This is a genomic window from Mycobacterium sp. NGS54, from assembly GCF_059812465.1.
In genome coordinates this window covers 142,921-166,809 of record NZ_JCALCS010000001.1, presented here as the reverse complement: position 1 = coordinate 166,809, position 23,889 = coordinate 142,921, and the positions used below count along the sequence as shown (strand labels likewise).

23 protein-coding genes and 2 pseudogenes are annotated in these 23,889 nt (G+C 69.2%); 15 read left to right on the top strand and 10 right to left on the bottom strand.

All coding sequences use genetic code 11. The features are described from left to right. Positions 1-57: 57 nt before the first annotated feature. Positions 58-1,359 carry a threonine/serine exporter family protein gene (locus AC5Y5E_RS00800; protein ID WP_499901114.1) on the top strand — a complete coding sequence of 434 codons (1,302 nt, stop codon included), beginning with the start codon at positions 58-60 and terminating at the stop codon, positions 1,357-1,359. Here AC5Y5E_RS00800 and AC5Y5E_RS00795 read toward each other — a convergent pair. From AC5Y5E_RS00795 to AC5Y5E_RS00785, 3 genes are read right to left on the bottom strand one after another with little or no spacing between them, the layout of a single operon-like run. Continuing rightward, the gene (locus tag AC5Y5E_RS00795; protein ID WP_499901113.1) at positions 1,354-1,917 is read right to left on the bottom strand and encodes a TetR family transcriptional regulator; all 564 of its coding nucleotides are present in this window, start codon (positions 1,915-1,917) and stop codon (positions 1,354-1,356) included. The genes AC5Y5E_RS00800 and AC5Y5E_RS00795 overlap by 6 nt on opposite strands. Next, positions 1,901-2,347, bottom strand: a complete 447-nt coding sequence (locus AC5Y5E_RS00790) for an SRPBCC family protein (protein WP_499901112.1) — start codon at positions 2,345-2,347, stop codon at positions 1,901-1,903. The genes AC5Y5E_RS00795 and AC5Y5E_RS00790 overlap by 17 nt, the downstream gene beginning before the upstream one ends. A gap of 40 nt (positions 2,348-2,387) precedes the next feature. Continuing rightward, positions 2,388-3,962: a phytoene desaturase family protein gene (locus tag AC5Y5E_RS00785; RefSeq protein ID WP_499901111.1), complete on the bottom strand. Its 1,575-nt coding sequence runs from the start codon at positions 3,960-3,962 to the stop codon at positions 2,388-2,390. 94 nt (positions 3,963-4,056) lie between these two features. Here AC5Y5E_RS00785 and AC5Y5E_RS00780 point away from each other — a divergent pair, with 94 nt between their 5' ends. The 4 genes from AC5Y5E_RS00780 (at position 4,057) to AC5Y5E_RS00765 (ending at position 6,829) form a co-directional block, all read left to right on the top strand. Then, positions 4,057-4,659, top strand: a complete 603-nt coding sequence (locus AC5Y5E_RS00780; RefSeq protein ID WP_499901110.1) for a TetR/AcrR family transcriptional regulator — start codon at positions 4,057-4,059, stop codon at positions 4,657-4,659. Positions 4,660-4,768: 109 nt separating this feature from the next. Further along, positions 4,769-5,743: a class 1b ribonucleoside-diphosphate reductase subunit beta gene (gene nrdF / locus AC5Y5E_RS00775; RefSeq protein WP_499901823.1), complete on the top strand. Its 975-nt coding sequence runs from the start codon at positions 4,769-4,771 to the stop codon at positions 5,741-5,743. Between the two features lie 40 nt (positions 5,744-5,783). Beyond that, positions 5,784-6,281 carry a peptide-methionine (R)-S-oxide reductase MsrB gene (gene msrB / locus AC5Y5E_RS00770; protein ID WP_499901109.1) on the top strand — a complete coding sequence of 166 codons (498 nt, stop codon included), beginning with the start codon at positions 5,784-5,786 and terminating at the stop codon, positions 6,279-6,281. Between the two features lie 77 nt (positions 6,282-6,358). Beyond that, entirely contained in the window at positions 6,359-6,829 is a 471-nt protein-coding gene (locus AC5Y5E_RS00765; RefSeq protein WP_499901108.1) for a hypothetical protein, read from the top strand. A gap of 10 nt (positions 6,830-6,839) precedes the next feature. On the opposite strand, the gene AC5Y5E_RS00760 is transcribed toward AC5Y5E_RS00765, so the two are convergent. After that, positions 6,840-8,177: a PE family protein gene (locus AC5Y5E_RS00760; protein ID WP_499901107.1), complete on the bottom strand. Its 1,338-nt coding sequence runs from the start codon at positions 8,175-8,177 to the stop codon at positions 6,840-6,842. Between the two features lie 199 nt (positions 8,178-8,376). Between AC5Y5E_RS00760 and AC5Y5E_RS00755 the strand changes: the two genes are divergently transcribed. Then, positions 8,377-8,796 (top strand): DUF3349 domain-containing protein, encoded by a 420-nt coding sequence (locus tag AC5Y5E_RS00755; protein WP_499901106.1) that lies wholly within the window; start codon positions 8,377-8,379, stop codon positions 8,794-8,796. A gap of 3 nt (positions 8,797-8,799) precedes the next feature. On the opposite strand, the gene AC5Y5E_RS00750 is transcribed toward AC5Y5E_RS00755, so the two are convergent. Both AC5Y5E_RS00750 and AC5Y5E_RS00745 read right to left on the bottom strand, forming a co-directional pair. Then, positions 8,800-9,840: an NAD(P)-dependent alcohol dehydrogenase gene (locus AC5Y5E_RS00750; protein ID WP_499901105.1), complete on the bottom strand. Its 1,041-nt coding sequence runs from the start codon at positions 9,838-9,840 to the stop codon at positions 8,800-8,802. 69 nt (positions 9,841-9,909) lie between these two features. After that, positions 9,910-10,998: an iron-siderophore ABC transporter substrate-binding protein gene (locus AC5Y5E_RS00745; protein WP_499901822.1), complete on the bottom strand. Its 1,089-nt coding sequence runs from the start codon at positions 10,996-10,998 to the stop codon at positions 9,910-9,912. Between the two features lie 144 nt (positions 10,999-11,142). Here AC5Y5E_RS00745 and ctaD point away from each other — a divergent pair, with 144 nt between their 5' ends. The 8 genes and pseudogenes from ctaD (at position 11,143) to AC5Y5E_RS00705 (ending at position 19,441) form a co-directional block, all read left to right on the top strand. Then, positions 11,143-12,903 (top strand): aa3-type cytochrome oxidase subunit I, encoded by a 1,761-nt coding sequence (ctaD, locus tag AC5Y5E_RS00740; protein ID WP_499901104.1) that lies wholly within the window; start codon positions 11,143-11,145, stop codon positions 12,901-12,903. Between the two features lie 15 nt (positions 12,904-12,918). Continuing rightward, on the top strand, positions 12,919-14,154 hold the full coding sequence (gene serB, locus AC5Y5E_RS00735) for a phosphoserine phosphatase SerB (protein WP_499901103.1): 1,236 nt from the start codon (positions 12,919-12,921) through the stop codon (positions 14,152-14,154). A gap of 11 nt (positions 14,155-14,165) precedes the next feature. After that, positions 14,166-15,026: an ABC transporter ATP-binding protein gene (locus tag AC5Y5E_RS00730; protein WP_499901821.1), complete on the top strand. Its 861-nt coding sequence runs from the start codon at positions 14,166-14,168 to the stop codon at positions 15,024-15,026. Further along, positions 15,023-15,841, top strand: coding sequence for an NUDIX hydrolase (locus AC5Y5E_RS00725; protein WP_499901102.1), 819 nt, complete (start codon positions 15,023-15,025; stop codon positions 15,839-15,841). The genes AC5Y5E_RS00730 and AC5Y5E_RS00725 overlap by 4 nt, the downstream gene beginning before the upstream one ends. Continuing rightward, positions 15,838-16,509: pseudogene (locus AC5Y5E_RS00720) on the top strand (enoyl-CoA hydratase); the annotation flags it as partial. The gene AC5Y5E_RS00725 and the pseudogene AC5Y5E_RS00720, both read left to right, overlap by 4 nt. A 22-nt stretch (positions 16,510-16,531) precedes the next feature. Continuing rightward, a complete protein-coding gene (locus AC5Y5E_RS00715) occupies positions 16,532-17,506 on the top strand; it encodes a methyltransferase domain-containing protein (protein WP_499901101.1) in 975 nt (324 codons plus the stop codon). Next, positions 17,464-18,687 carry a class I SAM-dependent methyltransferase gene (locus AC5Y5E_RS00710; protein WP_499901820.1) on the top strand — a complete coding sequence of 408 codons (1,224 nt, stop codon included), beginning with the start codon at positions 17,464-17,466 and terminating at the stop codon, positions 18,685-18,687. The genes AC5Y5E_RS00715 and AC5Y5E_RS00710 overlap by 43 nt, the downstream gene beginning before the upstream one ends. Before the next feature lie 58 nt (positions 18,688-18,745). Continuing rightward, the gene (locus AC5Y5E_RS00705) at positions 18,746-19,441 is read left to right on the top strand and encodes an esterase (RefSeq protein WP_499901100.1); all 696 of its coding nucleotides are present in this window, start codon (positions 18,746-18,748) and stop codon (positions 19,439-19,441) included. A gap of 6 nt (positions 19,442-19,447) precedes the next feature. Here the strand turns inward: AC5Y5E_RS00705 and AC5Y5E_RS00700 are convergent, their stop codons facing one another. Further along, entirely contained in the window at positions 19,448-19,984 is a 537-nt protein-coding gene (locus tag AC5Y5E_RS00700; RefSeq protein WP_499901819.1) for a hypothetical protein, read from the bottom strand. Next, positions 19,933-20,625: pseudogene (locus AC5Y5E_RS00695) on the bottom strand (outer membrane protein assembly factor BamB family protein); the annotation flags it as partial. The pseudogene AC5Y5E_RS00695 and the gene AC5Y5E_RS00700, both read right to left, overlap by 52 nt. 566 nt (positions 20,626-21,191) lie before the next feature. On the opposite strand from AC5Y5E_RS00695, the gene AC5Y5E_RS00690 reads away from it, so the two are divergent. Further along, entirely contained in the window at positions 21,192-21,929 is a 738-nt protein-coding gene (locus AC5Y5E_RS00690) for an acyltransferase (protein ID WP_068100214.1), read from the top strand. Positions 21,930-21,935: 6 nt separating this feature from the next. Here the strand turns inward: AC5Y5E_RS00690 and AC5Y5E_RS00685 are convergent, their stop codons facing one another. Then, positions 21,936-22,478 (bottom strand): anti-apoptotic protein, encoded by a 543-nt coding sequence (locus AC5Y5E_RS00685; protein ID WP_499901099.1) that lies wholly within the window; start codon positions 22,476-22,478, stop codon positions 21,936-21,938. Between the two features lie 83 nt (positions 22,479-22,561). Further along, positions 22,562-23,887: a cryptochrome/photolyase family protein gene (locus AC5Y5E_RS00680; RefSeq protein WP_499901098.1), complete on the bottom strand. Its 1,326-nt coding sequence runs from the start codon at positions 23,885-23,887 to the stop codon at positions 22,562-22,564. Positions 23,888-23,889: the final 2 nt, after the last annotated feature.

The window sequence follows — 23,889 nt, the reverse complement described above, 5'->3', positions numbered from 1 at the left end:
CAATCCGGGGGCGTGGTACCGCAAGCTGAGGCGCCGATGCGACACAATCAGAGCGCTATGTGGAGAAATCAGGCCGTCCGGAAGATGCTCGCACGCGGCGAACAATCGCCCCCGCCGATCGCGCCGCCCGACACGTTCGACGATGGCGAGATCGCCGCGATGCTGCGCGAACTCGGCCTTGCGATGATCGAGATGATGCATCCCACGCATCTGGTGCGCGAGCGCTTGCGGCGCATCATCGCCCGTTACACCACCAAAGACGTGCGGATCGTGGTGTTGCCGACGGTGATGCTCATCCAGTTGGGCACCGAGAGTTACGAGCTCGACGTGACGAGGCCGGCGGGCTTCCGACTGGACCTGGCCGGACGCATCGACGAGATCACCCGCCTGGCCACACTCGGCGCCATCGCCCCCGCGGACGCGGTTGCGGAGCTGGCCGAGGCCCGCGCGATGCCACCGCGCTTCAACCCGCTGCTGACGGTGGCCGGTTACGTGATCACCACACTGGGCTTCGGCATGATCATCAACCCGACCTGGGCGTCGCTGTGGGGGCACGCGTTTCTCGGCGCGGTCGTCGGCGTGATTCTGCTTGCGTCGCGGTGGATTCCGGCGTTGAACGCCATCGCGCCCACACTGGCGGCGATGGCCGTGACGGTGTTGGCGACCTGGTTCGTCGCCGACGCCGCCAACGACGGCCTGATGCGGGTGATCGCACCGTCGTTGGTGGCGATGCTGCCCGGGCTGGCGCTGACGGTCGGTGCGATGGAGCTGGCCGGGTCGGAGATCATCGCCGGCGCGAGCCGCCTCATCTACGGCGTCGTCCAGTTGATGCTGCTGGTGTTCGGGGTGGCGCTCGGCATGGCGCTGGCCGGCAAAGTCGCACCCCAGCAACCCTCGCCGCAAATCGGACCCTGGGGGTTCTACCTCGCGATCCTGGTGATCGGCGTGGGGCTGTACATCTATCTGTCCGCGCCGCGCGGATCGCTGGTCTGGTTGACCCTGGCCGTCGCGGCCGCGCTGATCGGACAGAAGCTCGGCAGTCTGTTTCTGACCCCCGCGCACGCGGGCGCGCTCGGGGCCGCCCTCGTCCTACCGGTTGCGCTGATCGCCGGGCGCCTCAAACACGCACCGCCGGCCATCGTGATGGTGCTGGCGGCGTTTTGGTCGCTGGTGCCCGGGGCGTTGAGCTTCGAGACCCTGTCGCAAGCCGCCACCGGCGGACCCGCCGATCTCCGAACGCTGATCAGCGCGGTCGCGACGGTGTTCTCGATCGCGCTGGGCACCCTGATCAGCTGGAGCGTCGTCAACTCCGTGGTCGCGGGGCGACGCCGCGAGCGGTCGGCGTCGCCGAGTCTATGAGACGCGTGCGCTGGACCAGCGCTCCAAAAGCCTGACGAACGCCTGCGCGGCCGCATCCACGCCGGCCTCGTCGTCGGTGGCCACCAGGTCCAGCAGCAGGCCACGGGTGACGGCCAGCCCGAGCCGCGCCATCGCGCCGTCGTATTCAACGCCGGCCGCGGCCGATTCGACCTCGCGCAGCCAGCCGTCGACGGCGCCGGGAACCATTCGCGTGAACGGCTTTTCGCCCTGGGCCGCGCGCGAGTAGCACTCGAAGAAGAGCCGCTCCAGCTGGCGCAGTTCGGGGCGGCGAAGGTCGGCCCACATCTCCGCGAAACCGTCGGCCGGGCTCTGCGGCAGGTCGGGCACGAGCGCCATCTGGCGGCGCTCGGCCTCCTCGACGATCGCGATCAACAGGTCTTCGCGAGAACCGAAGTGGTGCAACAGCATCCGGTGGCTGGTGCCGACCGCGGCGGCGACATCACGAAGCGACCGGTCGCCGATGCCGTTCGCGGCGAACTCGTCGAACAGCGCATCCAGTAGCTCGCGGCGCCGCGCCAGGTCAGGCGTGCGGGCCATTGGCGCGGCTGACCTGCTCAGACCGGGCCTTGAGGCCCCGGGCCTCCATCGCGAGGAAGCGCTTGGTCCGCTTGACCGTGACCCGCCCGACCAGCGCGCCGAGGGCGCCCCGCTGGTCGAGTTCCTGGCGCACCAGGGTGCGTCCGCCGGGCAGGCCGGTGACGTAGTGGCGAGCGATCACATTCACGCCGGGGGAACGGGTCACCCACGTCCAGGAGCTGCCGGTTTCGATCTCGGTGACCTTCCAGGTCAGCTTCTGCAGGCCGGGTTGCTTGATCGCGAACCGCCTGCCCACGGCCAGGGCGGAACCGTCCCGCCCGGCCAGGGAGGTGACCGACGCGGTCCACTCGGGCCAGCGCTCGACGTCGCTGAAGACGTCCCACACGACCTGGGGCGGCGCGTCGATCTCGATGCCGTCTTCGGTAAACATGTACCAAATGGTACATCCAAATTCGGGCTTTGCAATGCCCCTACGCGACGCGCGCGTTGAGGTGCTTGAGGGCCGCCTCCGCGCCGTTCCAGCCGGGGATCCCGGTCACGCCCGGGCCGGGGTGCGTGCACTGGCCGCACAGGAAGAGCCCGTCCACCGGGGTGGCGAACTTGTCGGCGCCCTCGACGACGCGGCCGGTCCACAGCTGGTTGGGCTGCAACAGTCCGTGCGAGTAGTCGCCGGCGTGCGCGCTGAAGGTGCTGCCGAAGTAGCGGTTGGAGAACACGACGCGATTGGTGACGGAGTCGGCGAACCCGGGGGCGAAGCTGTCGAAGATGCGCACGCAGGTGTCGGCGTATTGCTCCTTCCAGCTACGGTTTTCGTCGGCGTCCAGCCCGGTGGGGAAGTACGGGGTGAAGATGGTCGCGCTGTGCTTGCCGGCCGGCGCCAACGACGAGTCGACCATGCTGGGGATGTACAGGTAGGTGGGCGGCGCGTCCGGAAGCTGCCCCTTGCGGTACTGCTCCCACGCGTCGCTGATGTACTCCGGCGACGGCGCGTACGCGACCGTGGGACACCACTGGCCGTTGTCGTGCATGTAGGGTTGCAGGCGCTCGATCCATTGGGGCGCTTGGTCAATGGTGAGGTGCGCCTGGATGTAGCCCAGGTTGAAGTTGATCTCCTTGATCTTGCGGATGTAGTCGGGCGGAAAGTTCTGCGCCCCGGCCAGGTTCACGAACGTGGTGTAGGGGTCGAGCGACGAGAGCACCGCGTCGGCCGAAATCGTTGTGCCATCCCGTAATTGGACGCCCGTGGCGCGTCCGTCGGTGACCAGGATGTCCTTGACGTGCTGTTTCATCTGCACCTCGGCGCCCAGCGATTCGGCGCGCCGGCACAGCGCCGCGCTCAGGGCGCCGATGCCCCCGCGCGGCATGATGTATTCGACGTTGCCGCCGCCAATCAGGTAGTGGTACAAGGTCGATGCGTTCGAGCCGGGGGTCCAGGGTCCGCCGTCGAACGCGTCGATCGACATCGCCGCCAGCGAGCCCTGGATGCAGCGGGCCTGGTCGGGCGCGAGGAAGCGCCGGACGGTGTCCATCGTGCTGCCGTACCACATCTGGGCGAAATCGTGGCGGTCCGCGGGCGTGGGCTGGGAGGCGATCACCTCGATGATGTCCAGCGGCGGGCCGAACGCCGAGTCGACGAAATACGGTGCGAAGCGGCCGATGTGGGCGAACAGGCCGCCCAGGGCCGCCGCGGTGTCGGCGCCGTGGTCGTCGAGCAGGTGGCGCGCCATGCGCTCGAGGTCGTTGTACATCACGAACGGGGTGTCGGCGGCGTCGCCGAACGTGCACGTCGACGTCCACTGATCCATCAGCTCGAAGCCCCATTTGGTCAGCTCGAGCCGTTCGGTCATCTCCTGGCGCCAGATCAGCACGGCCCACGCGCCGACGCTGTGCTTGTATCCATCGAACAGTTCGCGGGTGGCGGCCATCCCGCCGAGGAAGTGCGCCCGTTCGGCGACAAGCACTTTCGCGCCGCCCTTCGCCAGCACGTTGGCGGCGACCAGGCCGTTGTGGCCGGCCCCGATGATGATCGCGTCGTAGTCAGCCATGGTGACTCCTCCGGTGATGATCCGCCCGACTGAAGGCACAATGTCACATATGACATATTTGCGTCAATGGTGACATTTGGTGTCTCCTTACAGCGTGGAATCTCGTAGCCAGCGCACCCGCCAGGCGCTGCAACAGGCGGCGATGAAGCGCTTCGTCGCCGACGGCGTGCACCAAACGAGCGTCTCGGACATCGCCGCCGACGTCGGGGTGACCGAGCGGACCTTCTATCGGCACTTCCCGTCCAAGCACGCGGTGATCTTCGCCGACTACGACATCGGCTTCGAATGGTTCGCCCGCGCGCTGGCGTTGCGCCCGCACGGCGAGCCCATCACGGCGTCGGTGCGAAAAGCCGTGGACGCGTTCCCTTTTGACTTCGCGATGGTCCGCGAGGCGGCCACCATCCGGTCGCGCGACCTCGACCAGGACATCATCACCACGCACATTCGCCGGATGCGCGATCAGGTGGCCGACGAGATCGCCCGCTTCATCCACGAACGATCGGCACCCACCGCCGACGGGGCCATGATCGCCGACATCGCGGCCAACAGCCTGGCGACCGCCGTGTTCGCGTCGCTGGAGGCCTGGATGAGCAAGGGTGGGGAGGACATCGACGAACTCAGCCGCCTCACCGACATCGCGCTGCGCACCCTCGAGGACGGGTTGACGCACACCTTGCGAGAGGTCGGATTGGACTGACGCCGCGACACGCAAACACAAGTTGTTGTGTTCCACCGCCTTGTCGTACCCCAGGGGTAGTGTTTGTGCCCTAGGCATCGAAGGCAAAACCGGCAGGTGAAGAAGGGTTCTGGTGACGAACATGAAGCTGATTGACCGGACCTCGGCGATCAACTGGAACCGGGTGCAAGACGACAAGGACGCCGAGGTCTGGGAGCGGGTGACCGGAAATTTCTGGTTACCCGAGAAGGTGCCGGTGTCCAACGACCTGCCGTCGTGGGGCACGCTCACCGACAGTGAAAAGCAGCTGACGATGCGGGTGTTCACGGGCCTGACGCTGCTGGACACCGTTCAGAGCACGGTCGGCGCGGTCAGCATGATTCCGGATGCCCTGACGCCGCACGAGGAGGCCGTCCTCACCAACTTCGCGTTCATGGAGTCGGTGCACGCCAAGAGCTACAGCTCGATCTTCTCCACGCTGTGCTCGACCACCGAGATCGACGACGCCTTCCGCTGGTCGGAAGAGAACGTCAACCTGCAGCGCAAGGCCCAGATCGTGATCGACTACTACCGGGGCGACGACGCGCTCAAGCGCAAGGTGGCCTCGGTGCTGCTGGAAAGCTTCCTCTTCTATTCCGGTTTCTACCTGCCGATGTACTGGTCGAGCCGGGCCAAGCTGACCAACACCGCGGACCTGATCCGGCTGATCATCCGCGACGAGGCCGTGCACGGCTACTACATCGGCTACAAGTTCCAGCGTGGGTTGGCCTTGGCCGACGACGCCAGGCGCGCCGACATCAAGGACTACACCTACGAACTGCTCTTCGAGCTCTACGACAACGAGGTGGAATACACGCAGGACCTCTACGACGAGGTCGGGCTGACCGAGGACGTCAAAAAGTTCATCCGGTACAACGCCAACAAGGCGCTGATGAACCTCGGCTACGAGGCGATGTTCCCGCGCGACGAGACCGACGTGAACCCGGCGATCCTCTCGGCGCTGTCACCCAACGCCGACGAGAACCACGACTTCTTTTCCGGATCCGGGTCGTCGTACGTGATCGGCAAGGCCGTTGTCACCGAGGACGAGGACTGGGACTTCTAGACAGTTCGACGTCGCCCGGTCAACTCGCCACACTGATGCTATGGACGTGACGAGACGGCGATTTCTCACCGGGGCAAGCGCAGGCGTGATGTCGATGGTCACGGTCGGGGCGATCGCCGAGGGTACGTCGTCGGCATCGCCTGATACCGGCTTCGCCGTGACCCACAGCGACGCCGAGTGGCAAAGACTGCTGACCCCGGCCCAATACAACGTGTTGCGTAACGCGGGCACCGAGACTCCGTTCACCAGCCCACTCGATGACGAACACCGTCGCGGCGTGTATGGCTGCGCGGGCTGCGGGCTGCACCTCTACTCCTCGGACACGAAGTTCGACAGCGGCACCGGTTGGCCGAGCTTCTGGAAGGCCCTGGATAACGCGGTGCTCCAACGCCCGGACGCCAGCCTGGGCGTGATGCGCACCGAAGTTCTCTGCAGCCAATGCGGCGGCCACCTCGGCCACGTGTTCAACGACGGACCGCAGCCGACCGGTCTCCGGTACTGCATGAACGGCGTCGCTCTGACCTTCCAGGCCCTCTGAGCCGGCCGAGTTCCGTCGTCGTACATGATCGGCGTTGCAGGCCGGGCAGGATGAACAGCGTGGGTAGTGACGACAGTGTGGGCGCGGCGGACTTCCGTCGCGCGTTGGCGCTGATTCAGCACGGCGAGCGCGGAGACGAAGCGGGCATGCACGTCATCGTCGACGATGAAGTGATCCCGGCCGGCCGGCTGCCACAGCTGATCCGCGCCACCATTTCGATCCTGTGGCAACTGATGGCTCAGCTGTGCGAACCGGACGAAGTCGCGGAGATCGGCGAAACCCTGACCTTGGCGTCTAGCGACGACGAGACCGGTCTCGACCGCGACAACCGGCTCGTGGCCCGGATAGCCATGGCACAACATTCGGGAGATCCCAGGGCCGAGTATGAGGTGCTCGGCGACGCGGCTACGGCGCCCGACGGTCTGCTACGCCTGGCGCTCACCGCCGCTGGTGTTGTCTCCGCGATGCTGCCTGTGTTACGCACCGACGCCGGCCGGCAGTTGCTCAACGACTTGGCGATGCAAGCTTTGCGCGACGAGAACGGGTGACCGACCTTAGCTACGGCAACCCGTTCAACCCGCTGACTCCGAACAGCAGCCCGCCGCTGCCCCCTTCGCCGTGATCGCCGCCAGGGGTTCCGCCATTGCCCCCGTTACCTCCGTTACCGATCAGCGCGGCGTTCCCGCCGGTCCCTCCTGTGCCGGCGCTGAAGGAGAAGGTGGAGCCGCCTCCGGCGCCGCCGTCACCGCCGTTGCCGACCAGCCCGGCCTTGCCGCCGGCGCCTCCGGCGCCGCCGGCGTTGAGGCCGAACCCTCCGGCGCCGCCCGTGCCGCCGGAGCCGAAGACCAAGCCGCCGCTCCCGCCGGCCCCGCCGGCCCCGCCGGCGCTGAGGGCGCTTGGTGATGCGGACCCACCGCTGCCGCCGGCGCCGCCGGCCGCAGCGATGGCGAGCATGCCGGCATTGCCGCCGGCCCCGCCGGCGCCGCCGGTGGTGCTCCCGTCCCCGCCGGCCCCGCCAGCACCGCCGCCGCTGAACAGCCCGCCGGTCCCGCCGGACCCGCCAGCCCCGCCGACCCCGGCGCCGGCCCCCCCGCTGCCGGACCCGCCGACCCCGCCGGCCCCGCCTCTCGTGAACAGCCCGCCGGTCCCGCCGGCCCCGCCGGCCCCGCCTTGGTTGCCGAGCGCTGACATCCCGCCGGCGCCGCCGGTCCCGGCGGCGCCGAAGAGCATGCCTGCGTTGCCGCCGGCCCCCCCGGCCCCACCGGGTTGGCCGGCGGCATTTGACAACCCGCCGAACCCGCCCGGGCCACCGGTGCCGAACAGCATGGCGTCGCCGCCGCGGCCGCCGGCCCCGCCGGCGCTGACACCTGAGGCGCCGCCGGCCCCGCCGGCCCCGCCGTTGCCGATCAGCCCGGCGGGCCCGCCGTTACCGCCGGCCTTGCCGCCGGCCGCGCCGGACCCGCCGGCGCCGCCGTTGCCGATCAACCACCCGCCGGCCCCGCCATTGGCCCCGCTCCCCGGGGCCGCGTTGGCGCCGTTGCCGATCAGCGGGCGCCCGGTCGCCGTCACGAAGGGGCCGTTGATCAGGTCGAGCAGGCCCTGCAGGGGCGTGGCGGCGGCGGCCTCGGCTCCGGCATACGAGCCCGCGCCCGCGGCTAACGCCCGCACAAATCCGTCATGAAACGCCGCCGCCTGCGCACGGAGCGCCTGATACCCCTGCGCGTGCGTGGAAAACACTGCCGCGATGGCCGCCGACACCTCGTCCGCGCCGGCGGCGGCCATCGCCGTCGTCTGGGTTGCCGCCGCCGCATGGGCCGCGCTGAGCGCGGATTCGATTCCGGCCAAATCCGATGCCGCCGCCGTCATCAGCTCCGGCCCCGCGATCACAAACGACATTTCGCACCCCCAGCCAGCCAGGAAAACCCGGCTGTTTGCCGCCACCAGTGACTCCGAAATCGTATGCCTGGTCCGCAAACGTCGTGGGCCGAATCCGCACGGCATCGTGCGCCAGGATTTCTAAAGCGGTTGATGAACGGCGCATGAATAGTGGGTCCGGTGCGGGGCCCCGCAAGCGCGCCAACGTGAGACTTATTAGGTGACTTCAACCCACGAGAACCACAAGCACGCCAAGTTTCTCAAGTCAGTGATCCGTTGGCTGGACGTCGGGTACCCCCAGGGCGTCCCCGGGCCGGACCAGGTGGCCTTGTTCGCCCTGCTCAGAAGCACGCCGCTGACCCAGGATCAGCTCGAAGAAGTGGTGCACAACGTCATCGCGAAGCACCGCGCCGAAGGCGACGGGCCGATCAGCAAAGACGAGATCTCCGAGTTCATCACCCAGACCACCCACCACGACCCCGGCCGCGAGAACATCATCCGGGTGGCCGCCACGCTGGCCGCCGCCGGTTGGCCGCTGGCCGGCATCGACGTCAGCGAGGTTATCCCCGGTGACGAGCACGGTGAAGCCGCCGAGGAGATCGCGTGCCGGCGCGACGACGTGGCGGAGGGCGTCTCCTAACCCCTACAGGGTCGAGATGTCGATGACGAAGCGGTAGCGCACGTCGCTGGCCAGCACGCGCTCGTAGGCCTCGTTGACGTAGTCGGCCTCGATGACCTCGATCTCGGGCGTCACGTCGTGCGCGGCGCAGAAGTCCAGCATCTCCTGCGTCTCGGCGATCCCGCCGATGTTGGAGCCGGACAGGCTGCGCCGCGCCAGCGCCAACGGGAAGGCGTGCACCTGCATGGGGTGCTCGGGGATGCCCAACTCGACCAGGGTGCCGTCGACGTCGAGCAGGCTCACGTAGTCGTCGAGCGGCAGGTTCGCCGACACGGTGTTCAGGATCAGATCGAAGCTTCCGCGCAGCTTCTTGAAGGTGTCCGGGTCGGCCGTCGCGTAGTAGTGGCTGGCGCCCAGGCGCAGGCCGTCTTCCATCTTCTTCAGCGACTGGGACAGCACGCTGACCTCGGCGCCCATCGCGGCGCCGAGCTTGACGCCCATGTGCCCCAGGCCGCCCAGCCCGACGATCGCCAGCCGCGTGTCCGGCCCGGCCTTCCAGTGCCGCAGCGGCGAGAACAGCGTGATGCCGGCGCACAGCAGCGGCGCGGCCTTGTCCAGCGGCAGCGAGTCGGGGATGCGCAGCACGAAGTTTTCGTCGACGACGATCGCCTGGCTGTACCCGCCCTGCGTGGGCGTGCCGTCCTTGTCGGTGGAGTTGTACGTGAACGTCGCGCCCGGCTTGCAGTACTGCTCGAGCCCGGCCTTGCAGCTGCTGCACTGACCGCAGGAGTTCACCATGCAGCCCACGCCGACGTGGTCGCCCACCTTGTGCTTGGTGACCTCGGCGCCCACCTCGGTCACGACGCCGGCGATCTCGTGACCGACGACCACGGGGTAATTCGGTTGGCCCCATTCGCCTTTGGCGGTGTGGATGTCCGAGTGGCAGATCCCGGCGAACTTGATGTCGATGACGACGTCGTGCGCGCCGGGGTCGCGACGTTCGATGGTGGTCTTGACCAGCGGTTCGGTCGCCGACGTGGCGGCGTACGCCGAAACTGTGCTCATGAATGTCCCTCTTTGCTTTCGATTCGTCTTAGAGAAGTTTAGCTAAGGTAATATTTCGGGGCCACTTGGCTAGTTGATCGGGGCGTTGAGCAGGCGCAGGTCGTCGACGATGCCACGGGCCGCGATCAGGCCCTCGCCGGCCTGCCACACCTCGTCGTTGACGACGTACACCCGGTTGTCGTGATTGGCCGACAGTTTGCGCCACGGATTGCTGTCCAGCACGGTGGCGGCGCGGTCCGCGGCGGCCGGGGTGGCGCACGACAGATACACGACGTCGGCGTCCGCGGCGGACAGGTCCGGGTTTTTCGCGAGGTCGGCGTCCGTGGCGCCGATCTCGATGTAGGGCTTGTCGGTGAACCGCTGTGCGGCCGGCCGGTCCACCCCGACGGCCCCGAGCACGCTGGCCGGGAAGTTGTTGGCCCCGTATACCCGGATTGTGGTTGCGGTCAGTTGCACGATCGACGCCTGGAAGTGGGACGCGTCGTGCGCCGCGCCGATCTGGGTGGCCCGCTGCGTGAAGCCGCCGATCAGGGCGTCGACGGCGGCGCCGCGCGCGGTGGCGGCGCCCACGCCACGCAGGTTGTCCTCCCAGGCCGCGCCCGGCGCCGCCGTGAACACGGTCGGGGCGATGGCGGCGAGCTGCGGGTACAGCTTGGGGGTCAGGCCCTGCGATCCCAGGATCAGGTCGGGGTGGGCCGCGGCGATGCCGGCCAGGTCGGGATTGGTGCGGGTGCCGACGGCGGGCAGGCCGTGCACCGCACGGCCCAGATACGACGGCTGGCCCGACGACCCGTCCGGGAGCGCGGCGGCGACCACCCGCGATTGCAGGCCGAGCGCGCACAGGGCGTCGAGCTGGTCACCGGAGAGCACCACGATGCGCCGTGCCTCCGCGGGGACGGCGACCGTGTCGGGGGTGACGCCCGCGGCGTTGCGGGCCTGCCGGGTGGGCGGCCCGGGATCGGCCGCGGCGGCGTCGCGCGCGCACGACTCGTCGGGCTTGCGATCATTTCCCAACACGCCGGCGCCCGCGATCTGGGTGGTGGGCGTGACCAGCGATCGGCTCGACGCGTTGGTGCCGGAGCCGCCGGAACCGCATCCACCGCAGGCCAGGACGGCCACGGCCAGAACGGCTGTGGCCGTGATCGATCGCCTTTCCAGCACGGGTCCGACGCTAACATCCGGCGAGTTCGGAACCTTATTACGACAGTTTGTAGGACTGCCCCTGACGGGCGGTTCTCCGGGGGCTAAGATTCGGAGTCAATACTGGGTTCGGGCCCTGTCCGACGATGTTTGGAGGAGCTGTTGACAGCCGAAGCCCCGCCGTTGGGAGAACTCGAGGCCGTCCGTCCCTACCCGGCCCGGACGGGTCCCAAAGGGAGCCTCGTCTACAAGCTGATCACCACCACCGATCACAAGATGATCGGCATCATGTACTGCGTCGCCTGCTTCATCTTCTTCTTCCTGGGCGGGTTCCTGGCGCTGCTGATGCGCACCGAGCTGGCGACGCCGGGCCTGCAGTTCTTCTCGAACGAACAGTTCAACCAGCTGTTCACCATGCACGGCACGATCATGCTGCTGTTCTATGCCACCCCGATCGTGTTCGGCTTCGCCAACCTGGTGCTGCCGCTGCAGATCGGCGCGCCGGACGTCGCCTTCCCGCGGCTGAACGCGTTCTCGTTCTGGCTGTTCCTGTTCGGCGCCACGATCGGGATGGCCGGTTTCATCACGCCGGGCGGGGCGGCGGACTTCGGCTGGACCGCCTACACCCCGCTGTCGGACGCGATCCATTCGCCCGGCGCCGGCGGTGACCTGTGGATCATGGGCCTCGCGGTCGCCGGCCTGGGCACCATCCTGGGCGCGGTCAACATGATCACCACGGTGGTCTGCATGCGCGCACCGGGAATGACGATGTTCCGGATGCCGATCATGACCTGGAACATCCTGGTGACGTCGATCCTGATTTTGATCGCCTTCCCGTTGCTGACGGCGGCGCTGTTCGGGCTGGCCGCCGATCGTCACCTGGGCGCGCACGTCTACGACCCGGCCAACGGTGGTGTCATCTTGTGGCAGCACCTGTTCTGGTTCTTCGGCCACCCCGAGGTGTACATCATCGCGTTGCCATTCTTCGGCATCGTCAGCGAAATCATTCCGGTGTTCTCCCGCAAGCCGATCTTCGGTTACACCACGCTGGTGTACGCGACGCTGTCGATCGCGGCGCTGTCGGTCGCGGTGTGGGCGCACCACATGTTCGCCACCGGAGCCGTTCTGCTGCCGTTCTTTTCGTTCATGACGTATTTGATCGCGGTGCCGACGGGGATCAAGTTCTTCAACTGGGTCGGCACGATGTGGAAGGGCCAGTTGACCTTTGAGACGCCGATGCTGTTCTCGATGGGCTTCATGGTCACCTTCCTGCTGGGCGGCCTGACGGGCGTCCTGCTGGCCAGCCCGCCGCTGGACTTCCACGTCAGCGACAGCTACTTCGTGGTCGCGCACTTCCACTACGTGCTGTTCGGCACCATCGTGTTCTCCACCTTCGCCGGCATCTATTTCTGGTTCCCGAAGATGACCGGCCGGCTGCTGGACGAGCGGCTGGGCAAGTTGCACTTCTGGCTGACGTTCATCGGATTCCACACCACGTTCCTGGTGCAGCACTGGCTGGGCGACGCGGGCATGCCACGCCGCTACGCCGACTACCTGCCCACCGACGGTTTCACGACGCTCAACGTGGTCTCGACGATCGGGGCCTTCATCCTGGGCGCGTCGATGTTCCCGTTCGTGTGGAACGTGTTCAAGAGCTGGCGCTACGGCGAGGTCGTGACCGTCGACGACCCGTGGGGTTACGGCAACTCGCTGGAGTGGGCGACCAGCTGCCCGCCGCCGCGGCACAACTTCACCGAGCTGCCCCGGATCCGTTCGGAGCGCCCGGCATTCGAGCTGCACTATCCGCACATGGTGGAACGGCTGCGCGCCGAGGCGCACGTGGGCCGTCACGCCACGGCGCTGGAGTCGCCGAAGGGATTCGGCCCACGCACCGAAGCGGATCGCTCCACTGCTGAGCAGTAGCGGCGGCAGCCGGGAGTGAACTCACCACTCAAGGTGTCGGTGCTGATCACCGTCACCGGCGTGGATCAGCCAGGCGTGACGTCGGCGCTGTTCGAGGTGCTGTCGCGGCACGGGGTCGAGCTACTCAACGTCGAACAGGTGGTGATCCGCGGGCGCCTGACGCTCGGGGTCCTGCTGTGTTGCCCGCCCGAGGTCGCCGACGGCCCCGCGCTGCGCCGTGACGTCGAATCCGCCGTCCGCGCAAAGGGTCTCGATGTCAGCATCGAACCCAGCGAAGACGTGCCGATCATCCGGGATCCGTCCACGCACACCATCTTCGTGCTCGGGCGGCCGATTACGGCCCGGGCGTTCGGCGCGGTCGCCCGGGAGGCGGCGGCGCTGGGCGTCAACATCGACCTCATTCGCGGCGTCTCCGACTATCCGGTGACCGGCCTGGAGTTGCGGGTGTCGGTGCCGCCCGGCGCCGACGGGCCGCTGCGCAACACGCTGTCGCGGGTGGCCGGTGAAGAGGGCGTCGACATCGCCGTCGAGGGCTACACCCTGGAACGGCGCGGCAAGCGGCTCATCGTCTTCGACGTCGACTCGACGCTGGTTCAGGGCGAGGTCATCGAGATGCTGGCGGCGCGGGCGGGCGCGCAGGGCGCCGTCGCCGCGATCACCGAGGCCGCGATGCGCGGCGAGCTCGACTTCGCGGAGTCACTCGAGCAGCGGGTGGCGACCCTCAAAGGCCTGCCCGCCACGGTGATCGACGAGGTCGCCGCCCAGCTGGAGCTGATGCCCGGGGCCCGCACGACGCTGCGCACGTTGCGGCGCTTGGGTTTTCGCTGCGGCGTGGTCTCCGGAGGGTTCCGGCGGATCATCGAGCCACTGGCCGACGAGCTGGCGCTGGACTACGTCGCCGCCAACGAGCTGGAGATCGTCGACGGGACCCTCACCGGCCGGGTCGTCGGCCCGATCATCGACCGGGCCGGCAAGGCGGAGGCCCTGCGGGAATTCGCGGAGCAGGCCGGGGTGCCGATGGAGCAGACCGTCGCCGTCGGCGACGGCGCCAACGACATCGACATGCTGGCCGCGGCCGGGCTCGGCGTCGCGTTCAACGCCAAGCCGGCGCTGCGCGAGGTCGCCGACGCGTCGTTGAGCCACCCCTACCTGGACACCGTGCTGTTCCTGCTGGGCGTGACCCGCAGCGAGATCGAGGCCGCCGACGCGGTCGACGGCCAGGTGCGCCGGGTGGAGATCCCGCCGGACTAGTGGCGATCGCGGTGCGGCACGATGGGCGGGTGCCCGAGAACGGAAGTGAGGCAGCCGACCCCGATCTGCTGATCGACTTCAGAAACGTGTCGCTGCAGCGCGACGGACGCACCCTGGTCGGGCCGCTGGATTGGGCCGTGGAACTCGACGAGCGCTGGGTGATCATCGGGCCCAACGGCGCCGGCAAGACGTCGTTGCTGCGCATCGCCGCCGCCAGCGAGCACCCGTCGTCGGGCGTCGCGTTCGTGCTCGGCGAGCGGCTGGGCCGGGTCGACATGTCGGAGCTGCGGTCGCGGATCGGACTCAGCTCGTCGGCGCTGGCGCAGCGGATCCCCACCGACGAACTGGTGTGCGATCTCGTCGTCTCGGCGGGCTATGCGGTGTTGGGCCGTTGGCGGGAGCGCTACGAGGACGTCGACTACCGCCGGGCGATCGACATGCTGGAAAGCCTTGGCGCCGAGCACCTCGCGGACCGCACCTACGGCACGCTGTCGGAGGGGGAGCGCAAACGGGTGCTGATCGCGCGCGCCCTGATGACCGACCCGGAGCTGCTGCTGCTCGACGAGCCGGCCGCCGGCCTGGACCTGGGCGGCCGCGAGGAGCTGGTGGCCCGGCTGGCCGACCTGGCCGCGGACCCCGACGCGCCCGCGCTGGTGCTGGTCACCCACCACGTGGAGGAGGTGCCGCCGGGCTTCAGCCACTGCATGCTGCTGTCGGAGGCCAAGGTGGTCGCCGCGGGTTTGTTGTCCGACGTGCTGACCGCCGAGAACCTGTCCGCGGCATTCGGCCAGTCGATCGCCCTCGACGTCGTCGACGGGCGCTATTTCGCCCGACGCGTTCGCACCCGCGCGGCCCACCGGAGGCTCTTATGAGTGAACGCCCCGAACCCCTGCCGACGCGTCCGGCGGCCACCGTGATGCTGATCCGCGACGCACCCGGCGGCGTGAAGGTCTTTCTGATGCGCCGCCATTCCAAGATGGAGTTCGCCCCGGGCGTGATCGTGTTCCCGGGCGGCGGCGTCGACGACCGCGACCGCAACGCCGACATCGCGTGGGCCGGCCCGCCGCCCGAGTGGTGGGCGCAGCGGTTCGGCATCGAGACCGACCTGGCCGAGGCGCTGGTGTGCGCGGCGGCCCGGGAGACATTCGAGGAGTCCGGCGTGTTGTTCGCCGGACCGGCCGACGATCCGGACAGCATCGTCAGGGACGCCTCGGTCTACGCCGACGCGCGCCGCGCGCTGGACGAGCGGACGCTGTCGTTCGCCGACTTCCTGCGGACCGAAAACCTGGTGCTGCGCTCCGACCTGCTGCGGCCGTGGGCCAACTGGGTCACCCCGGAAGCCGAGCGCACCCGCCGCTACGACACCTACTTCTTCGTGGCCGCCCTCCCCGAGGGCCAACGGGCCGATGGCCAGAACACCGAATCCGACCGTTCGGGCTGGGCGCTGCCGCGGGACGCCATCGACGACTTCGAGGCCGGCCGGAACATCCTGCTCCCGCCGACCTGGACGCAGCTGGACTCGCTGGCCGGCCGCAGCGTCGCCGACGTGCTGGCCGTCGAACGCCAGATCGTGACCGTGCAGCCTTTGCTCGAAAAGCGGGGCGACAATTGGGTTTTCGAGTTCTTCGACTCCGACCGTTACCACCGGGCGCGCGAATCGGGCGGGGCCATGGAGTGGCCGCTTTGAGGGAGTTCGTCAGCGTCGTGGTCAGCGACGGGTCGCGCGACGCCGGCCTGGCCATGTTGCTGCTGTCGAGGCCTCCCACCAACGCGATGACCCGGCAGGTCTACCGCGAGATCGTGTCCGCGGCCGACGAGCTGGGGCGCCGCGACGACGTCGCCGCCGTGATCCTGTTCGGCGGCCACGAGATCTTCTCCGCCGGCGACGACGCGCCCGAGCTCGAGACGCTGAGCGCGGGCGAGGCCGATGCCGCGGCCCGGGTGCGGCAGGAAGCCCTGGACGCCGTCGCGGCGATCCCCAAGCCGACCGTGGCCGCGATCACCGGTTACGCGCTGGGCGCCGGCCTCGCCCTCGCGCTGGCCGCCGACTGGCGCGTCAGCGGCGACAACGTCAAGTTCGGCGCCACCGAGATACTGGCCGGCCTGGTCCCCGGCGGCGGGGCGATGGCCCGGCTGGCCCGGGCCATCGGCGCGAGCCGGGCCAAGGAGCTGGTGTTCAGCGGGCGCTTCTTCGACGCCGAGGAGGCCCTGGAGCTGGGCCTGATCGACGAGATGGTGGCCCCCGACGACGTCTACGACGCGGCGGCGGCGTGGGCGCGCCGCTTCCTCGACGGGCCGGCCCAGGCGCTGGCCACCGCCAAGGCCAGAATCAACGCCGTTTTCGATCGGCCACCGGACGCCGATTAGGCTGCCCTGCATGACGACGAGTTCGACCGACGCCGTTCCCAACCCGCATGCGACCGCCGAGCAGGTGGAGGCGGCGCGGCATGACAGCAAGCTGGCCCAGGTGCTCTACCACGACTGGGAGGCGGAGAACTACGACGAGAAATGGTCGATCTCCTACGATCAGCGATGCGTCGAGTACGCCCGGGACTGCTTCGACGCCACCGTCCCGGAGCAGGTGCTCCGGGAGCTGCCCTACGACCGTGCGCTCGAATTGGGTTGCGGGACAGGCTTTTTCCTACTCAACCTGATCCAGTCCGGGGTCGCGCGGCGCGGGTCGGTGACCGACCTGTCGCCGGGCATGGTCAAGGTCGCCACCCGAAACGGCCAATCGCTGGGTCTGGACATCGACGGCCGGGTCGCCGACGCCGAGGGCATCCCGTACGAGGACAACACCTTCGACCTGGTGGTCGGCCACGCGGTGCTGCACCACATCCCCGACGTCGAGCTGTCGCTGCGCGAAGTGGTCCGCGTGCTGCGCCCGGGCGGCCGGTTCGTCTTCGCCGGGGAGCCGAGCAACGCCGGGGAGGTGTATGCGCGCGCCCTCTCGACGCTGACCTGGCGCGTCGTCACCAACGTCACCCGGCTGCCGGGCCTGGGCGGCTGGCGGCGCCCGCAGGCCGAGCTGGACGAGTCGTCGCGCGCGGCGGCGCTGGAGGCCCTCGTCGACCTGCACACCTTCGCGCCGGAAGACCTGGAGCGGATGGCGGAGAGCGCCGGCGCGATCGACGTGCAGACCGCCACCGTCGAGTTCACCGCCGCGATGCTGGGCTGGCCGCTGCGCACGTTCGAGTGCGCGGTCCCGCCTGGGCGGCTGGGCTGGGGCTGGGCGAAATTCGCCTTCACCGGCTGGAAGACGCTGAGCTGGGTGGACGCCAACATGTGGCGGCATGTGGTGCCGAAGGGCTGGTTCTACAACGTGATGGTCACCGGGGTCAAACCCTCCTGAGTGCCGGGCTGGCCTTCGGCACCGACGACGTCGCCTACCTGCGGTCGGAACCGGGTGCCGCGGCGCTGGCCGCCGTCGCCGAATTCGCGCTGACCGACGCGACGCGGGTCGCGGACATCGCGGCTGCCCGCGCCCGGTTCGGGGATCGGGCGCCGGTGCTGGTGGAGACGACGCTGCTGCGCCGCCGCGCCGCAGAGAAGCTGGGCGAGCTGGACGTCTCCGGCTGGCTGTTCACCGACGAGGCGCTGCAGCAGGCCACCGCCGCGCCGGTGGCCGTGCACCGGGCCGGGCGGCTTGTTGGCCGTCTCGTGCACGACGCGACCTGTTCGATCGGCACCGAGCTGGCCGCGCTGCGCCGCGCCGGCGTGCGGGCGGTGGGCAGCGACATCGACGCGGTGCGCCTGGCGATGGCCCGCCACAACCTGGGCGCGACGGCCTATCTGTGCCGGGCCGACGCGCTGCACCCGGTTACCCGCGACGCGGTGGTCCTCCTAGACCCGGCGCGCCGCCTCGGGGGGCGGCGGCGGTTGCGCATCGATGACTACGCGCCCGCCCTGGGCCGGGTGCTGGACACCTACTCCGACCGCGACCTCGTCGTAAAGTGCGCTCCCGGAATCGATTTCGACGAATTGAGTCGCCTCGGTTTCGACGGCGAGATCGAGGTGACGTCGTATCACGGATCGGTCCGGGAAGCGTGCCTGTGGTCGGCCGGGCTGTCGCGACCGGGGGTGCGCCGCCGGGCGAGCGTCCTCGATCGCGGGGAACAGATCACCGACGCCGAACCGGACGAGTGCCCGGTGGCCCCGCCCGGGCGCTGGATCGTCGACCCCGACGGGGCGGTGGTGCGGGCCGGTTTGGTGCGCCACTACGGCGCCCGGCACGGGCTGTGGCAACTCGACCCCGACATCGCGTACCTGTCCGGGGATCGGCTGCCGCCGGGGGTGCGGGGCTTCGAGGTGCTCGAGCAGGTCGCGTTCGACGAGCGCCGGCTGCGCCACTCCCTGGCGGCGCTGGGCTGCGGCGCGCTCGAGATCCTGGTCCGCGGCGTGCGCGTCGACCCCGACGCGCTGCGGCGGCGCTTGCGGCCGCGCGGTGACCGGCCGCTGTCGGTGGTCATCACCCGCATCGGCTCCGGGGCCGCCGGTCGTGCGACGGCCTTCGTCTGCCGGGCGTCCCGGTAGGCTGACGGGGTCACCCCTGGTAGGCGCCCCGCCCTTGATCTGCGAGGACAATTCGACGATGCGTTTCCTGATAGCTGCCGCGGTGCTGGCTGCCCCGGTCATGTTGGGCTTGCCGGCCGCCCCTCGGGCGGTCTCAGAGCCGGCGTCGTGTGGCAGCCTGGGCGGCACCGTCGAGGCCGGGCAGCTGTGCCAGGTGCGCGCCACCGGCCCCACCTACACGCTCAACATGACGTTCCCCGCCGACTACCCCGACGAGCAGGCCTTGGCCGACTACATCACGCAGAACCGCGACGGGTTCGTCAACGTCGCGCAGGGATCCGGGACACGCGACCAGCCCTACCAGATGGAGGCCACCACCGAGCAACACACCGCCGGCCAGCCGCCCCACAACACCCGCAGCGTCGTGTTGAAGTTCTTCCAGGACCTGGGCGGCTCCCGGCCGACCACCTGGTACAAGGCGTTCAACTACAACCTCGGGACCAAACAGCCCATCACCTTCGACAATCTGTTCGCGCCCGGCCCGCCGCCGCTGGACAGCATCTTTCCCATCGTCCAGCGCGACCTGAACCGGCAAAACCCGCTGGGGGCGGTGATATTGCCGTCGACCGGGCTCGACCCGTCGCACTATCAGAACTTCGCGATCACCGACGACCAACTGATCTTCTACTTCGCCCCGGGCGAGATGCTGCCGGCGTTCGGCGGCCCGACCCAGGCGCAGGTGCCTCGCAGCGCCATCCCGCCGCTGGCGATCTAGCCGGGCTCACACCGGGCCGGCCAGCGACTCCATCGCCGCGGCGCCGATCGTCAGCCCGACCTGCACCACACACCCGATGAGCGGGACGAAGAAGGTCGTTCGGCGCCGGATGAGCAGGAACACCGCGACCGCGACGTCGACGACCAGGACGGCGGCGCCGCCCCAAATGCCCAGCATCATGGCGCGGTCGATCCAGGCGGGATCGCCACACTTCACGGCCCCGCACGGGTCGGTCCCCATGACGAACAGGCCGAGCAACACAACCGTCGCCGCCAGCAGGAAGCCATGGACGATCAGCAGGACGACGGTCGCGACGACGTTCGCCGGGCGGCTGCGCGTATTCATGCGGGCCCGAAACCGTAAACCTGGCCGTCGCTGGTGGCGGCGATCACCCGGCGATCGTTGCCGACCGACACCCCGACGGGATACCCGCTGGCGGCCGGGAGGGGATAGCTGCCCAGCGTGTGTCCGTTGCCCGGATCGAAGACCAGCACCGACATCCCGGGTGCGCCGCCCGCGGGCGGACCGCCGACGACGGCGTATCCGGCGCCAGCGCCCGCCAGGCTCGACGACGACAGCGGGGTGACGTCGTCGCGGCGCCAGACCGCGTCGGCGTGGTCGCCGGCGTCCTTGAACGCCGCCAGCCGCGTGTCGGGGCCGCCGCCCGAGACGATCAGCCCCTGCGGGGTGACCGAGGGCGGCGTCTGGGCCAAAAAGCCCAGCGGCGCAGACCATTTCGGTTTCCCGTCGGCGGCGTGCAGCGCCCACAGCCGCTGGTCGCGGCCGTTCACGTAGACCGTCGACCCGTCCGCGGACAGCACCGGGCTGGCGATGACGCCGGCGCCGACGGCGTCGCTGGTCCAGTCCCGGGTGATCAGCGGTGTCTGGCCCGGGTGGTACTTCAGACCGACCAGCCCCGCGGCCGGTGCGCCCGGCTGCCAGACACCCACCACCGCGGTCCCGTTGACCGGTGAGAAGGCCGGCGCCGCGGCGACCGGGCAGCCCTGCCGGGCGGGCGCGCAGTCGGCCAGCCCGCGCCCCGCGTCGGTGGGGTCGACGCCCTCCACCAGATCGAGCGGGCTGCCGACCACCTCGCCGCGGTGCGAGTCGAAAACCAGCACCTGCCCCAGGTGCGTGGTGACGAGCAGCTGGCCGTGCCCCAAAAACCTTGGGGTGGTGGGCATCCCGATCACCGGCTGACGCCACCGCGTCCACTGGGTGACCGGAAACGAGAAGAACGTGCCCGGCTGGCCGACGTAGAGGTTGTCGAAGCCGTCGAACAACGGGCCCGCGAAGCCGCCGCCCTGGACCAGCCGCACACACCAGCGCTGGCGGCCGTTGTCGTCGGCCTCCCACTCCATCAGCGAACACCCGGCCGGGGTCTGAGCATTCAGCGCGAGATAGCTGCGTGCGCTCAGCGCCGCGCCGGAGCCCAGGGCGCCCTTCACCGACCGGGTCCACTGCAGCGACAGCTTGGTGGCCCCGCCGGTCGCGGTGTAGCTGCTGTTGGCGGCGTCGCCGTATTGCGCCGGCCAGCCCTGCGCGGCCGAGGCGTCCACCCACGAGTCGGTGTTGCCGCAGCCGCCCAGCCCCACCGCGAGCGCGACCGCCAGCGCCGCGCACGAGCCGCGCCGAAGCCCACGCAGGAGATGTCGGGCAAGCACCTCGGGTTTCCAAATCCTTCTACGCGGGGGCGACGGTCGAGTCCACGTGAGGGTAACGCGTGGCGGCTCCGATAGGCTTTCCGGCCATGACGAGCATGTGGAATGCTCCGCTTCACCGCCGTTGGCGTGGATCGAACCTGCGGGACCCTCGCCAGGCCAAGTTCCTCACGCTGGCCTCGCTGAAGTGGGTGCTGGCCAACCGCGCCTACACCCCGTGGTACCTGGTGCGCTACTGGCGGCTGCTGAAGTTCAAGCTCGCCAACCCGCACATCATCACCCGCGGCATGGTGTTCCTGGGCAAGGGCGTGGAGATCCACGCGACGCCGGAACTCTCCGAGATGGAGATCGGCCGCTGGGTGCACATCGGGGACAAGAACACCATCCGCGCACACGAGGGCTCGCTGCGGTTCGGCGACAAGGTGGTGCTCGGCCGCGACAACGTCATCAACACCTACCTCGACATCGAGTTGGGCGATTCGGTGTTGATGGCCGACTGGTGCTACGTCTGCGATTTCGACCACCGCATGGACGACATCAACATGCCGATCAAGGATCAGGGCATCGTCAAGTCCCCGGTCCGGATCGGGCCGGACACGTGGGTCGGGGTCAAGGTCACCGTGCTGCGCGGCACGTCCGTCGGGCGCGGCTGCGTGCTGGGGTCGCACGCGGTGGTGCGCGGTGTCATCCCCGACTATTCGATCGCGGTCGGTGCGCCGGCCAAGGTGGTCAAGAACCGGCAGCTGTCCTGGGAGAGCTCGGCCGCGCAGCGCGCCGAGCTGGCCGCCGCGCTGGCCGACATCGAACGCAAGAAGGCGGCCCGTTAGTTCGCCTTATTCGGCGTGGTCGTCGACCTTGTAGTCGAAGCTGACGTCGCCCGCGTCGACGCTGGTGACGGTGACGGCGATGCCGTACTTCTGCCCGCCGTCGGTGAGCTCGCACCGCAGCGTCGCGCCCTCGACGCCCTTGAGGTTGTCCGGGCACGTCACCGAGTCGGGCTTGCGGCCCACCTGCTGGGTGAGCTTGTTGCTGAGGATCTTGGCGACCTGGTTCTTGTCGACCGTCTCGACCATGTCGAACTTGACGTCGTTGCCGTTGACACTGGTCACGGTCACATTGACGTTGAACGTCTGGTCCTTGACCTTCATCGTGCAGTTCAGCTGCGCCCCGACCGCGGCCGGCAGGTCGTTCGGGCAGTCCACCGATTCGGGCTTGTTGCCGGCGGCGTCGGTCAGCTTGGAGGTGATCTGGTTGGCGACGTCGCCCTTGCTCACCGCGTGCTTCGATGAGACCGAGCACGAACAGGCGCCGGCGCTGGCCATCAGCCCCGCGGCAGCACCCGCAACCAACAACGTCCGAACGACCGAGCGAGCCATGGCGCCTCCCGTGGGCGAGATCGACGAGAACTGTGAGTCGGCTGATAATTGCATGCCAACCAGCTTCGGGTCCAAGAAATCGCTCAGATGCTCTGGTAGCGGCGCAGCGCCTCGGCGCGCTCGGCGCCGTGGTCGACGATCGGCGCCGGGTATCCGTGCGGCCGTTCGCCTTTCCTCAGGTGCGCGTCGTCGACCCCGCGCAATTCGGGAACCCAGCGCCGGATGTAGTCGCCCGCCGGATCGAACTTCTCGCCCTGCGCGCGCGGGTTGAAGATCCGGAAGTACGGCGCGGCGTCGGTGCCCGATCCGGCGCACCACTGCCAGCCATGCTGGTTGTTGGCCATGTCGCCGTCGACGAGCTGATCGAGGAACCATTCCGCGCCCCACTGCCACGGCAGATGAAGGTCCTTGACCAGAAACGACGCGACGATCATCCGCACCCGGTTGTGCATGAAGCCGGTCTCGCGAAGCTGACGCATCCCGGCGTCGACGAAGGGAAACCCGGTCTGGCCGGCTTTCCACGCCTCGAAGCGCCGCCTGGCTTCGGGCCCCGTGTCGGTCGGGATGTCGTCGAACCGGCTGTTCCAGTTGCGCCACGCGCTGGCCGGCCGGTGGTACAGCGCGTCGGCGTAGAAGTCGCGAAATGCCAACTCCCGCAGAAAGGCTTGCGCCCCGGCGCCACGCAGGTCGAGGTCGGCGACCATGGTGCGGGGATGGATGCACCCGAACTTCAGGTGCGCCGACATCCGGCTGGTGCCCGCCAGGTCGGGCCGGTCGCGGTCGTAGCGTTGTAAGCCGTTGTCCACGAACGACTTCCAGGCCGTGCGCGCCGCGCCCTCACCGGCCGCCACGTCGAGCGCGGCGCCGGGGTCGGGGATCTCGCACCGCTCGATCCCGACCTGCGCCGGATCGAGCCAGCGCGCGGAGGCGGCGCTCGATTTCGCCGGCGCCCGCCAGCCGACGTCGCGCCACCGGCGCAGAAACGGCGTGAACACCTGATACGGGGAGCCGTCGGCCTTCGTGACGCGGCCGGGTGAAACCAGGTACGGCGACCCCGTCGCCACCAGCGGCACGCAATTCAGCGCCGCGCCCACCCGTTCGTCGCGGCGCCTTCCGTACGGCGCGAAGTCCTGTGAGACGTGCACCGACGACGCGCCGATTTCCTCGGCAATGCGCGGGATCAGCGTCTCGGGCCGCCCGCGGGCCACCAGCAGCCGGCCGTCGAGGTCCTCGCGCAGCCCGCGCAGCGAGTCGCCCAGGAATTGCAGCCGGCGCGCGCCCGACGAGGCCTCCAGCCGCGGATCGAGGACGAAACAGGCGAGCACTTCCGCGCCGTTTTCGGCGGCCGCGGCCAGGGCGGGGTGATCGCGCAACCGCAGGTCTCGGCGAAACCACAACAGCGTCGGCATGA

Excerpts from the sequence above, each read along its gene's own strand:
- AC5Y5E_RS00800 (WP_499901114.1), top strand. The coding sequence starts at position 58 with ATGTGGAGAAATCAGGCCGTCCGGAAGATGCTCGCACGCGGCGAACAA.
- AC5Y5E_RS00785 (WP_499901111.1), bottom strand. The coding sequence starts at position 3,962 with ATGGCTGACTACGACGCGATCATCATCGGGGCCGGCCACAACGGCCTG.
- msrB (WP_499901109.1), top strand. The coding sequence starts at position 5,784 with ATGGACGTGACGAGACGGCGATTTCTCACCGGGGCAAGCGCAGGCGTG.
- AC5Y5E_RS00750 (WP_499901105.1), bottom strand. The coding sequence starts at position 9,840 with ATGAGCACAGTTTCGGCGTACGCCGCCACGTCGGCGACCGAACCGCTG.
- AC5Y5E_RS00715 (WP_499901101.1), top strand. The coding sequence starts at position 16,532 with ATGACGACGAGTTCGACCGACGCCGTTCCCAACCCGCATGCGACCGCC.
- AC5Y5E_RS00685 (WP_499901099.1), bottom strand. The coding sequence starts at position 22,478 with ATGGCTCGCTCGGTCGTTCGGACGTTGTTGGTTGCGGGTGCTGCCGCG.
- AC5Y5E_RS00795 (WP_499901113.1), bottom strand. The coding sequence starts at position 1,917 with ATGGCCCGCACGCCTGACCTGGCGCGGCGCCGCGAGCTACTGGATGCG.
- AC5Y5E_RS00680 (WP_499901098.1), bottom strand. The coding sequence starts at position 23,887 with ATGCCGACGCTGTTGTGGTTTCGCCGAGACCTGCGGTTGCGCGATCAC.
- AC5Y5E_RS00705 (WP_499901100.1), top strand. The coding sequence starts at position 18,746 with ATGCGTTTCCTGATAGCTGCCGCGGTGCTGGCTGCCCCGGTCATGTTG.
- AC5Y5E_RS00690 (WP_068100214.1), top strand. The coding sequence starts at position 21,192 with ATGACGAGCATGTGGAATGCTCCGCTTCACCGCCGTTGGCGTGGATCG.
- AC5Y5E_RS00725 (WP_499901102.1), top strand. The coding sequence starts at position 15,023 with ATGAGTGAACGCCCCGAACCCCTGCCGACGCGTCCGGCGGCCACCGTG.
- AC5Y5E_RS00790 (WP_499901112.1), bottom strand. The coding sequence starts at position 2,347 with ATGTTTACCGAAGACGGCATCGAGATCGACGCGCCGCCCCAGGTCGTG.
- AC5Y5E_RS00760 (WP_499901107.1), bottom strand. The coding sequence starts at position 8,177 with ATGTCGTTTGTGATCGCGGGGCCGGAGCTGATGACGGCGGCGGCATCG.